This window comes from bacterium (genome assembly GCA_021372615.1).
In the GTDB taxonomy this organism is placed as follows: Bacteria; Armatimonadota; Zipacnadia; order Zipacnadales; family UBA11051; genus JAJFUB01.
This window is the reverse complement of record JAJFUB010000050.1, coordinates 19,008-30,630: the sequence shown is the minus strand read 5'-3', so window position 1 is coordinate 30,630 and position 11,623 is coordinate 19,008. Positions and strand designations below refer to the sequence as shown.

10 protein-coding genes and 1 tRNA gene are annotated in these 11,623 nt (G+C 70.2%); 2 read left to right on the top strand and 9 right to left on the bottom strand.

The features are described from left to right. The 9 genes from LLH23_08080 to LLH23_08040 all read right to left on the bottom strand — a co-directional run. On the bottom strand, window positions 1–756 hold a 756-nt coding region (locus LLH23_08080), incomplete at its 3' end, for a hypothetical protein (GenBank protein MCE5238437.1). A 104-nt stretch (window positions 757–860) separates the two neighbouring features. Then, window positions 861–1,718: an AraC family transcriptional regulator gene (locus LLH23_08075; GenBank protein MCE5238436.1), complete on the bottom strand. Its 858-nt coding sequence runs from the start codon at window positions 1,716–1,718 to the stop codon at window positions 861–863. A gap of 89 nt (window positions 1,719–1,807) precedes the next feature. Next, window positions 1,808–3,601 carry a hypothetical protein gene (locus tag LLH23_08070; protein ID MCE5238435.1) on the bottom strand — a complete coding sequence of 598 codons (1,794 nt, stop codon included), beginning with the start codon at window positions 3,599–3,601 and terminating at the stop codon, window positions 1,808–1,810. Between the two features lie 333 nt (window positions 3,602–3,934). Next, the gene (locus tag LLH23_08065; GenBank protein ID MCE5238434.1) at window positions 3,935–4,795 is read right to left on the bottom strand and encodes a 3-hydroxyacyl-CoA dehydrogenase family protein; all 861 of its coding nucleotides are present in this window, start codon (window positions 4,793–4,795) and stop codon (window positions 3,935–3,937) included. Between the two features lie 159 nt (window positions 4,796–4,954). Beyond that, window positions 4,955–5,305, bottom strand: coding sequence for a cupin domain-containing protein (locus LLH23_08060; GenBank protein MCE5238433.1), 351 nt, complete (start codon window positions 5,303–5,305; stop codon window positions 4,955–4,957). 122 nt (window positions 5,306–5,427) lie between these two features. Continuing rightward, window positions 5,428–6,204 carry a sugar phosphate isomerase/epimerase gene (locus LLH23_08055; protein ID MCE5238432.1) on the bottom strand — a complete coding sequence of 259 codons (777 nt, stop codon included), beginning with the start codon at window positions 6,202–6,204 and terminating at the stop codon, window positions 5,428–5,430. Continuing rightward, on the bottom strand, window positions 6,191–7,036 hold the full coding sequence (locus LLH23_08050; protein MCE5238431.1) for a polysaccharide deacetylase family protein: 846 nt from the start codon (window positions 7,034–7,036) through the stop codon (window positions 6,191–6,193). Before LLH23_08050 ends, LLH23_08055 begins: the two co-directional genes overlap by 14 nt. Then, window positions 7,036–7,908, bottom strand: coding sequence for a polysaccharide deacetylase family protein (locus tag LLH23_08045; protein ID MCE5238430.1), 873 nt, complete (start codon window positions 7,906–7,908; stop codon window positions 7,036–7,038). Before LLH23_08045 ends, LLH23_08050 begins: the two co-directional genes overlap by 1 nt. 109 nt (window positions 7,909–8,017) lie before the next feature. Next, window positions 8,018–9,352 (bottom strand): hypothetical protein, encoded by a 1,335-nt coding sequence (locus LLH23_08040; protein ID MCE5238429.1) that lies wholly within the window; start codon window positions 9,350–9,352, stop codon window positions 8,018–8,020. A gap of 110 nt (window positions 9,353–9,462) precedes the next feature. Here LLH23_08040 and selB point away from each other — a divergent pair, with 110 nt between their 5' ends. Next, on the top strand, window positions 9,463–11,448 hold the full coding sequence (gene selB / locus LLH23_08035; GenBank protein MCE5238428.1) for a selenocysteine-specific translation elongation factor: 1,986 nt from the start codon (window positions 9,463–9,465) through the stop codon (window positions 11,446–11,448). Between the two features lie 8 nt (window positions 11,449–11,456). After that, a tRNA-Sec gene (locus LLH23_08030) sits at window positions 11,457–11,552 on the top strand. Window positions 11,553–11,623: the final 71 nt, after the last annotated feature.

The following is an 11,623-nucleotide window of genomic DNA, read 5'->3' as shown; positions in this document are numbered from 1 at the left end:
CTTGATGATCTCCATCGCGGCGTATACGTCCGGCATCGCCCAGCGCTCGAACATCTGCGGGCTCAGGCCCGAGCCGGTCGCCCAGCAGATGTCCAGCCAGGCCACGGGGCTGGAGGACTGGACGAAGCCCTCGACACAGCGCAGGTTGAGCGGGCGCTGGAGGGCGAGGAGGTCCTCCATCAGGTCGGGGGTGTCGTATAAGTCCATGATGATGTCCTGCATGCCGCGGACGGAACCCAGCGACGTGTAGGCGGGCCCCAGGCCGACGCTGGGCATGCCGTCTTCGCCCATGAAGGCGACGGCCTCCTCGACCGTGTCCAGGACGGGGTCGCCGAGACCCTCACGCTGCAGCTCCACCAGGTCGCGGTAGGCCAGCCAGTCCTCCGTGGACTGGACCGGGTAGACGGTCGTCTTGCCCACCAGCGGGTCATGGGGGATCATGCCCGTGACCTGCCGCCCCACGAGCTGCTTGCGGGGCGTGTTGATGATGATCTCAGTGGTCCGCCGGCCCTCGGGCGTCTCCTCAAGCAGGCGGCTGGTGCTACCGAGGCCCTCCGGCAGCTTCATGGCGCAGCCGAGGCCGATAGGACCGCGGTGGTGGCACGAGCCGAGCTGCTGGTGGACCTCGAAGACGGCCTTCCAATCGGAGCGGCCGAGGCGCTGGTGCGCATAGCGGCAGTGGATGAGCGGGGCGACGGGGACGACATCGGGCGTGCCGCCGCGGACGGCGGTGAGGAAGGCTTGTTTCCTGGTCATGGCAGGCCTCCGGGTCACGGGCGAGTGTCTCGGGCCATCATATCGCTCGGCGGCGGTGAGGGGGATGGAGAAAAGCGACCAGAGCCTGGAAATCCGCCGCCGGATCACGGCCCGCGGCGGACGTGGGAGGGCGCCTGGCCCCTCTGGCGCTTGAAGACCTTCGAGAAGTAGTACGGATCGTCGAAGCCGCACTGCGCGGCGATCTGCTTGATGCTCAGCGCCGGGTCGCGCAGCAGCTCCGCCGCCCGGTGCAGGCGGAGGTCGGTCAGGAAGGCATGCGGGGTCTGGCCCGTGGCACGGCGGAAGAGCTTGCCGAAGTAGCGGCGGCTGAGGTGGAACTGGCGGGCCATGTCATCGAGCGAGAGGGGCTCGGCGAGGTGGTCGCGCAGGTAGCTCTGGGCTTGCTCGCCGAAGCGCTGGAGGCTGGCGGCGTGCAACTCGACTTCGGGGGCGCTCAGGCCTGACGAGGCGCGCGCCAGGTGGCAGAAGATCTCGCCGATGGCGGCGCGCACGATAGTCTCGTGGCCGGGCTGGCGCTCGTGGACTTCGGCGATGATCTGCCTCAGGCGCTGCTCCACGAGGTGGCCACAGCCCAGGTGCAGGCTCCGGGCCAGGGGCTGGGGATAGCGCTGCGCCCGGCCGGTGTCGCTGCGGAAGCTGGCCCCGAGGAAGATGATCTGCGAGGCGACGCCGGGTGGCGTCGCCTCGGCGTGCAACGTGCCCGGGGGGATGATGACGATGTCCCCCGCAGTGGCCGGCACGTGCGCCTCCCCCAGCCACACATCCAGGCGCCCCTGGAGCACGTAGTCCAGCTCGTAGCAGTCCAGCGTGTCCACGCACGGGCGCACGGGCTGGGGGCCGTCGGTGTAGGCGACGAAAGCCAGTTGCGGGGTCAGCCCCGCTGCCGCCGCCCAGCGGTCGTCAGGGGAGGAACGGGCATCATAGCGAACCAGCGGCTTCACGGCGAAGCCCTCCGGGAGGGTGCACCAAGCGGATGGTGGCGGGCGGTCAGAGCGTCGCGGCAGTGTGCGCCCTCGTGCCCCGCCAACGGCTACCCCAGCCCCATCTTCGCCTCGCCGAACAGGCGCGGGTCCATGGGCTTGAGGTCCGGGGCGATCGCCGGGGCGAACTCCATGTGGGCCAGGATATCGCGCTGCACGTCCATGCCGGGCGCGATCTCCGTGAGCGTCACGCCCTCGGGGCGCAGCTCGAACACGCAGCGCTCCGTGACGTACTTGACGGGCGTGCCGCGCCGCAACGCCTCCGCGCCCGAGAACGTCACCTGCTGCACGTGATCGCGCGCCTTGGTGAGCTTGCCGTCCTGCACGATGTGCAGGACGCCGTCCGCCACCTGCGTCCGCAGGCCCGAGGCGGTGAGCGTCCCGCAGAAGACGATCTCGCGGGCGTTCTGGCTGATCTCGATGAAGCCCCCGCAGCCGGCGACGATCTGGCCGAAGCGGCTGACGTTGACGTTGCCATGGTGGTCGAACTCGGCCAGTCCCAGGAAGGTCAGGTCCAGCCCGCCGCCGCTGTAGAAGTCGAACTGGTCCGCGTGGCTGATGAGGGCCAGGGGGTGGGCTGAGGCGCCGAAGGACTGCCCGCCGGCCGGGACGCCGCCGATGGCGCCGGACTCCACGGTCAGGTGGAGGCGGTCGAAGAGGCCCTCCTCGTACGCCACCGAGGCCACGCCCTCGGGCATGCCGATGCCCAGGTTGACCGTGGCGCCGTCAAACAGCTCCATGGCGGCGCGACGGGCGATGACCTTGCGCTCGTCGAGGGGCAGGAGGGGGAGTGACAGTGTTGGCGTTTGCGAGCGGGAGGCGAACGGCTCCTCACCCCTGCCCCTCTCCCTCGCTTCGCTTCGCTGCGCTCCGGAGAGGGGAATGGCAACGGCGCCCTCACCCCGGAGACCGCAGGCGGTCTCAGCCCTCTCCCTGCCCCTCTCCCTCGCTTCGCTTCGCTGCGCTCCGGAGAGGGGAATGGCAACGGCGCCCTCACCCCGGAGACCGCAGGCGGTCTCAGCCCTCTCCCTCGCTCCGCTCTGCTGCGCTCCGGAGAGGGGAACGGCTGGGGAGATGAACGCCGGGTCAAAGTCGCGGTCGCCGGTGTGCCGGTGGTGCTCGGGGGGCGCGACGACGACGACGTCCACGTACAGGCCGGGTACGTCCACCTCATGGGGCGGCAGGGGGTCGTCGAGGATCTCCGCCACTTGAGCGATGACCTTGCCGCCGCTGTTGTGGACGGCCATCGCCGCCGCCATGGCCTCCATGAGGCAGGCTTCGCGGCGGTGGGTGAGGTTGCCGCGCGGGTCGGCGGCGGTCATGCGGATGAGGCCAAAGTCGAGGGGCAGGGCCGGATAGAAGAGCCACTCGCGCCCGCCGACCTCCACCACCTGCACCAGCTCCTCGGTCGTGCGCGGGGTCATCTTCCCGCCCTCCAGGCGCGGGTCCACGAAGGTGCCCAGGCCGGCGTGGGTGATGAGGCCGGGGCGCTTGGCCGCGATCTCGCGGTACAGCAGGGCGATGACGCCCTGGGGGAAGTTGTATGCCTCGACGCGGTCCTCAAGGATCATCTGGCCGAGACCCAGGGCCATGCGGAAGTGGCCGCCGATGTCGCGCTTGAGCAGGCCGTCGTGGGCCAGGTGGTCCACCCCGCCGCCCTGCAGGTCGCTCTGCCCGGCGGAGTGCATGTAGCTGATGTCGCGCGGGTGGCCGGTGTCCAGGAAGCGCTGCTCCAGGGCGCGCAGGAGGTGCTCGGGGGTCTGGATCATGCCGAAGCCGATGCCGGCGACGGCAGCCCCGTCGGGGATGAGCGCGACGGCCTCGGGCGCGGTGACGATCTTCATGGGGGTGGTTGGTCGCCCTCGTGTGATCTTGGGATGCGGCGGCGGAGGTCGTCCGGTCCGCTCACCGCGTAGGCGGGTTCGTCCTCGAACCCGCAAGCCGTGCGGGTTCGGGGACGAACCCACCTACGCGCATTCCGGGTGTGTAGTGTACAGACCGCGGGCCATGCCTCGTCAGGGGCCCAGCGCGCGTGGGGACACGCGCGCCCACGCGACCATCGCGCCAGCCGGTCGCGGTCGGTGACCGCTCCCACGCCCTCCGCATCCCCTCATCCCCTCATCCCCTCATCCCCTCATCCTGCGTCCCCTCATCCTGCGTCCCCTCATCCCCCGTCCCTACTCCTCGTACTTGTAGAACCCCTCGCCGCTCTTGACCCCTAGCTTGCCCTGGTTGATGAGTTCGTCGTAGAAGCGCTGCGGCAGGGCGAAGCGATCGTGGCCGGTTAGCTCGGTCAGGGACTCGTGGACGGCCTTGATGATGTCCAGGCCGACGAGGTCCGAGGTGCGCAGGGGGCCCATCTTGTGGCCTAGGCCCAGCTCAAGAGCCTGGTCAATGGCCGCGGGCTCGCCGCCGAGCGCCCACACCTCGGCCGCCGCCGCCACGAGCGCCCCGAAAGCGCGGTTGACCATGAAGCCGGGAATGTCCGGGGCGAGGAGCGGCGTCTTGCCCATGCGCTCGCACAGCGCCACGGCCGCTTCGGTCACCTGGGGTGCTGTCTGGTCGGAGGGGATGACCTCGACGAGCTTCATCGCGGGCGGGGGGTTGAAGAAGTGCATGCCCACGAAGCGCTCCGGCTGACCGAAGAAGGCGGCGAGGGACTTGATGGGCATGGTGGAGGTATTGCTGGCCACGGGCACGCCGTCGCGGACGCGCTGGGCCACCTGCCCCCACACCTGCCGCTTGACCTCTACGTCCTCGAACACGGCCTCAATCACCCAGTCGGCCTCGGCGACGACGGCGTAGTCGCCGCCCCAGGTGATCCGCTGCTTGACCTCCTCGGCCTGCTCGGGGGTGAGCTTGCCGCGCTCGATGCCGCCCTGCAGCGACTTGTCCAGCCGCTTGCGGCTGCGCGGGACGGCCTCCTCGTTCGTCTCGATGACATGTACGCGGAGCCCGGCCTGGGCGCCCACCTGGGCGATGCCCGTGCCCATTGTGCCGGCGCCAAGTACGCAGAGCGTGTTGACCTGGATGGCCATGTGAGTCCTCCCGGGGTGAAGAGCGTTGTGCCTGCTGTTGCGTCCTCGACGGGACTGCCCCTCCTCCCGCGTAGGGCAGGCGGCCCGCCTGCCCGTCCCCGCCGCGCGGGCGAGGCCGCCCGCGCTACCGGAGGATGAAGCGCCCTCCCGACCGCTGGTCTAGCCTGTCGCTACGGCGAAGGCGAAGATGCGCAACTCCTCGTCACCGTCGTTGCGTAGCCCGTGGCTGCAGCCGGGGTGGTTGACCATTACGTCGCCGGGGCGGACGCGCTGCTCGCGGCCGTCAATGGTGGCGATGCCATGGCCCGACAGGATGAGGTAGATCTCCTCGTTGTCGTCGTGCGGGTGTACGCCGATGCTGGCGCCGGGGTGGATGCTGGTGAGGCCGATGCCCAGCAGCTTCGTGCGCAGCTCGTCGTTCTTGAAGACGGCCGCTTCGTTGCAGGTGCCGTCGCCGCCGCGCACCTGGTTCTCTTTGCCGATCATCTCGTAGATGTTGCGCAAGGGCATGAAGGTGTCTCTCCTGTCGGTCGCGTGGTCCTCGTCGCGTGGGCGGGCGTGTCCTCACGCCCGCATGTCCGTGCCGCGGGCGTGAGGACACGCCCACCTACGCGTTTGCTCCGTATTCGCCGTTAGCCGGCCGCCGCCTTCAGCACCTGGAGAAATCGGTAGAAGCGGCCCGGGTCGCCGCGTTCGGGGAACTCGATGGTGAAGGGGCCCCGGAAGCCCGTCTGCAGCGTCTGCCCCAGCACCTCCGGCCAGTCCACGGTGCCGTCCTCGGGCGCCAGGTGGTCGTCGTGCTCGCCGAGGTTGTCGGCGATGTGGGTGTACGCCAGCCACGGAGCCAGACGGGTGATGAAGTCGGGGGTATTGCCTGCCATGTGGGAGTGACCGTAGTCCAGGCAGAAACGCACGGCAGGGGAGTTGACCTGCCCGAACACCGCCAGGAAGTCGTCCGGGTCGCCGCCCAGCTCGTGCAGGCCGTGGTAGTCGTAGGGATAGTGGTTCTCGAGGCACAGCACCACGCCCGCCTGCTCGTAGTCCGGGGCGACGCCCGCGCACGTCTCGGCCAGGCGCTGCAGCCCCAGCGCGCGGGTGGGGTGGGCGCCCATGTGGACGACCAGGTGGGTGGCGCCCATGGCCACGCACTGCGCCAGTGTCTCCCGTAGCTCGGCCATCGCGCAGTCCGGAGCCTGGCCGGCGGGGTCGTTCCAGGCGTGCAGGCTCAGGCCCAGGCCGGTCGCCGCAGCCAGCTCCGCGCAGCGGGCGTAGTCAGCCCCGGCCAGGCGGTTGGTGCTGAACTCGATGACACCGAAGCCGAACTCCTGGACGCGCGCGAAGGCCTCCTCGAGCGATTGCCACTCGTAGTGGAGGCAACTGATACCGATCACGAGGTCAAGGCTGGGCATGGGCGGGGGTCTGCTGTCCGGCCTGCCAACGCTGCCAGGCCTGAAGTAGTTCGGGCATGGTCACGAACCGGAAGCCGGTAGCGGACAGCTCCCGGAGGATCTGCGGCAGGGCCCGGGCCGAGGCCATATGCCCGGCGCCGTCGTGCATCAGCACGATGTCGCCGGGGTTGGGGGTATGGATGGCGTTGTGGGCGATGACCTCAGGGCCGATGGGGTTGGAGTCCGCAGTGCTGATCGTCCACAACACGGCGGTGTAGCCCCGCCTGAGCGCGGTCTGGCACAGGTTGCCGTTCGTGATGCCATAGGGTGGGCGGAAGAGCTGCGGGCGCAGGCCAAGGGCCTGCTCGATCAGCGCCGAGGTGCGGTCCAGCTCGTTGCGGGCCTCGGCCGGACTGGTGCGAGACGGATGGCTGTAGCTATGGCTGGCCACGGCGTGACCGGCGGCGGCCTCCTGCTTGACCAGCGCCGGCCAGCGCCGGGCGCACTTGCCCAGAACGAAGAACGTCGCGTGCGCGTCGTGCTGGGCCAGGGCCTTGAGCACCAGCGGCGTGATCTGGGGGTCGGGGCCATCGTCGAAGGTCAGGGCCAGGAGCTTGTCCGGGAAGTGGCGGACCCGCTTGCGGATGATCTGGCCCCGGTAGCGGGCAGGGACGTCAAGGGAGGCAGGTGCAGGTCGCTTGCCCGCCGCGGGAGAGGCCGGTTGCGGAGGCGCCGCCGCAGCGGGAGCCACCGCCGGTCGGACCGAGGCCGTCGGCTTGCTGACCAGATGCCACGCGCCGCCCGCCCCCGCCAACGCTACGAGTAGAGCCACCACCGGGACGAAGCGTCGCATTAGCCGGACCTGTCATGCGCAGGGGTATGGTGACTGAGGCGGACCGGGCGTCGAGCGTGACGGCGCTCCTCCCGGGTGAGGGCGCTGTCCCAGCGCCGCAGCAGTTGGGGGACGGTGATGAAACGATAGCCCGCATCGCTCAGGCGGCGGAGTACCTCGGGCAGCGCCCGCACAGTCTGCTGCCGGTCGCGGCCGTCGTGCAGCAGGACGATGTCGCCAGGGCGCGGGTTGCGCGTGACCGCTACGACGATCTCGGCGGCGGTCAGACGCGGGTTGTCCCCCGCGCACAGGGTCCACTTGACGACACACAGACCTCGTTGGCGCGCGACGCGGGCCATGTTGATCTCGGTGCTGCCCCAGGGCGGACGGAACAGCGTCGGCGCGCGACCGGTCCACTGGGTGATGACGATCCCGGCACGCTGCAGCTCGCGGCCGGCATGCCAGAGGTTCACGTCTTCACTCGGGTGGCTGAACGAATGGGACTCGACGGCATGGCCGCTCCGCGCCTCGCGCTGGATCAGGTCCGGCCAGCGCTTGCCGCGCTCCCCGACCACGAAGAACGTGGACCGCGCGTGGTAGCGCGCCAACGTGTCGAGGATGGCCGGCGTGATGTCGGGGTCCGGGCCGTCGTCGAAGGTCAGGGCGATCACTTTGTCCTCGAGCGCCACAGGGCGCTGGGTGAGACACCGACCGCGGAAGCGCGCCGGCAGGTACTCGGGTGGCAGTCGGAAAGTGAGCGGCCGCGCGCTGTCTGCCGTCGCGGGAGATGACGGCAGGACCTCCGGCGTCCACGACGCGACGAACAGCGGCGACGACGCGGCCGGCCAGGCCGACCAGCACAGCAGTAGCGGTACGAAGCGCAATATCCTCATGGGCGTCTGGGGGCCCCTCCTCGCGCGGGCCCCTTCACCGTGTCAACGGCTGGCAGAAGGCCGTCGGTTCCGGATGCCAGGCCGCACAGCGGCGGCCCGGGCCACGTGCCTACCACATCTTGCCCATGGGTGTCCAGCCGGGGAAGCCGCGGCTCCACATGTAGGTATTGAAGGTCTGCTGCTGCATCATCATGAGGGTCTGGTGGGCAAGGTACCGTCTCCCCAGTTCCGTCGCGGAGCCGCCCGATGAGGTCGGCTTGCCGCCGGGGCTGGTGGCAGCGGGCGGGGCGCTGGTCTGCGCCTCCACCAGCTTCTTCAGGCTGGCGCGGACCTGCTGCTTCTCCTCGGCGGTGCCCTGTCGGAAGGTCATGCGCACCGCCATCCACAGGGCGGGAGCCCCCAGTACCGCCTGCTTGTCCGCGTCAGTGAACGCCGGCCAACTCTTCAGCAGTCCGGCGCGCGTGCTCTCGACCACCGATGGGGAGATGTCCTCGGGACCGGCGGTAGAGTCCTTGCCCAGGGCCTCGGCAAAGGCCCACAGCTCGGCGTAGCCGTCTGCCGCCGCCGCGGACAGGGGCGGCGTGCCCGCCACCAGGGCCCGGTTGCTCTTGTCCATCTGCTGCCGAATGGTGGCGATGGCAGGGCTGGTCTGGCTCTCGGCGAGGATCTCCTGCAGGCTCTGCCTGATCTGCCCCTGGAGGGTGGCCAGGTCGTCCTGCTTCAGCGCCAGGATGACCTTCATCAGCGCCGGGTACTGGTCATACTGCGCGCGCCGGGCTGCAGGCGTCTCCGCCCACGCCGCTACGACCTCGCCCCGCAGGGCCTGCTCCTGGGCCTCGGTGAAGGCGGTGCCGCAGCCGAACTCCACCACGAAGATGAAGGCACGCGCGTTCCGGTCCAGCCGCCCCGTTTCCAGCTCGGGGATCGCGACCTCCGGCCGCTTGCTGCCTGGGCCATCAGCGAAGGAGTGGATGAAGCCGTCCAGCAGGGCCTTGGCGCGCAGGCGCGAGTAGTCCGCCTCCGCGGCGGCATAGCTGAACCACAGGGCACTCTCGTCGCTCAGGACCACCAGGGCGTTGCCGGTGAAGGGCCTGTCCGCCTCGTCATAGGCGATCCTGGCCAGGGCAAACTCGCCCTTGTCTCCCAGTTCGTCCCACTGGATCAGCTTGAGTGATGGCTCGACTCGCTGGAGGGTCTCGATGACCCGCAACGTCACGGCCTGAGCCGTCTCGTCCCGCTCGGTCTTGCTGCTGAGGGCGAGCAACTGCTCGCCGGTGGTCGTCTCGTCCACCTGAATCCCCAGGTCACCCACCCCCGCCTTCCACCCGGTCGGGTAGTGGAACGAGTACGACTTGTCCGGGGCCACGAACTTGGTCCACACGGGCGCGGCCTGGCCGGCGGCACCAACGGCAAGCAGGCAGATCAGGGCAATGCGGTGCCTCATGGCACGGCCTCCTCAGCACACGAGAACACCACAATTCCCGTCTCGCCGCGCCGTCTCCTGCCCGACCGGGCAGGCCCAGGCCAGGGGGGCGAGGAATGACTCACGCGCCCATGCCACCACCGGACACCCAGCAACAAGTCATCATCGGCACCGCCGGGCACATAGACCACGGCAAGACGGCGCTCGTGAAGGCGTTGACGGGCGTGGACGCCGATACGCTGGAGGAAGAGAAGCGGCGGGGGATCACAATCGAGTTGGGGTTCGTTTTCATGCCGCTCGGCGGCGCCCGACAGGAGTGTCGGGCGTACCCCCGCCCTACTGCCCCACCGGAGGGGCGGGGTACGAGCCCCCGCCCTACAGAGGCCCAGATCGTCTTCATTGACGTGCCCGGCCACGAGCGGCTGGTGCGGACGATGGTGGCCGGGGCAGCCAACCTCGATGCCGCCATGCTCGTCATTGCGGCCGATGAGGGGGTGGCGGCGCAGACGCGCGAGCACCTGGACATCCTGCGCCTGCTGGGGGTGCAGCACGGGCTGGTGGCCCTGACCAAGGCCGACCTCGTGGACGAGGCGCGGCTGCAGGTAGTGACCGAGCAGATCAGGGCCTTCGTGGCCGACAGCTTCCTGGCCGAAGCCCCCATCATCCCTGTGTCCGCCGTCACGCAGGCCGGGATCGAGGCCCTGCGCCGGACGCTGACGGACCTGGCGAGGCAAGTCACGCCGCGCCAGGACAGCGGGGTGTTCCGCATGCCCGTGGACCGCGTGTTCACCATGCACGGCTTCGGCACGGTGGTCGCCGGGACGGTGCTGTCCGGGCACGTGCAGGTGGGCGACCAGGTCGAGGTGTTCCCCGAGGGACTGACGGCGCGGGTGCGGGGAGTGCAGGTGCACGGACAGAAGGAGCCGCGCTCGTGGACCGGGCGGCGCACGGCGCTGAATGTGCCCGACCTGAAGAAGGACGACCTGCGCCGGGGCCAGACGGCGGGGGCGCCGGGGTCGCTGCAACCCACCACGCGGCTGGATGCCCAGCTCTTCCTGTTGCCCTCGGCCGACGAACTCAAGCACCGGGCGCGCGTCCGGTTGCATCTCGGCACGGATGAGGTCATCGCCCGGGTGACACTGCTGGATCGCGAGCGTGTGGCCCCGGGCGACACGGCGACGGTGCAGTTCGCGCTGGAGCGCGCGGCCGTCGCCGTGGCGCGCGACCGTTTCGTGGTGCGCACCTTCTCCCCCCTCATGACCATCGGCGGCGGCGCCATTCTCGATGCCGCCCCGCCGCGCCACCGGCGTTTCGATGAGGACCTCATGACCGGGCTGGCCGAACTGGAGGGCGATGCCCGGCAGGTCGTCGCCCGCACCCTGCGCGACGCCCGCGAGCCCCGGAGCCTGCAGGGCCTGGTGCTCGACACGGGGCAGCCGGAATCCGCCGTCGAGGCGGCCGTGGCGGAGTTGCTGGAGGAGGGGGAGGCGGTCCGCCTGGGCGACGGGCAGGTCCTGCACCGGGAGCGCCTGGACGAGCAGCGCGACCGGCTGGTCGGTCTCCTGCGAGCCTACTACGAGCGGCATCCGGCCCGCCTGTGGATGCCCCTGCCCGAACTGCAGTCGCAGTTCCTGCAGCGGGCGCCCCGGCCGGTCCTCGACTACTTGCTGCGCGACCTGCAGGCGACCGGCGTGCTTGTGCGGCGCGAGGTGCGGGTGCGGCTCGCCGACCGGCGCATCGAGCTGCCGCCCGCGGAGCAGAAGCTGGCGGAACGCCTGGAGGCTCTATACCGCCGGGCCGGTCTCAGCACCCCCGCCGAGGATGACGTGCGGGAGGAACTGCGGGTGCCGGCAGGAGTGTTCTCCTCGGTGATGACAGCGCTGGTCGAGCAGGAGATTCTGGTGCGGCTCAGCGACCGCGTCACGGTCCATGCGGAGCCCTTGCAGGCCCTGCGGGAGCGCGTGCGGAACCTCATCGAGCGGCACGGCAGTCTCACCGTGGCGCACCTGCGGGACGAGGCGGGCGTGTCGCGCAAGTACGCCCTGGCCGCGCTGGAGTACTTCGACCAGATCGGTTATACCCGGCGGGAGGGGGACGCGCGGGTGTTGAAGCCGTAGACGGTGTCGGGGGAGTCAGGGTCCCGGTGGGTCTCCCGGGCTTCAAACCCGGTGTGGGGTCAGAGATGGTCCCGGGTGGGTTCGACTCCCACACTCCCCCGCCAACATGCCTCCGTTGCTCCGGCGGCGCTCCCGGCGGGGTCCCCGTCGGCTACGCCGACACCCCGCCCTAGGT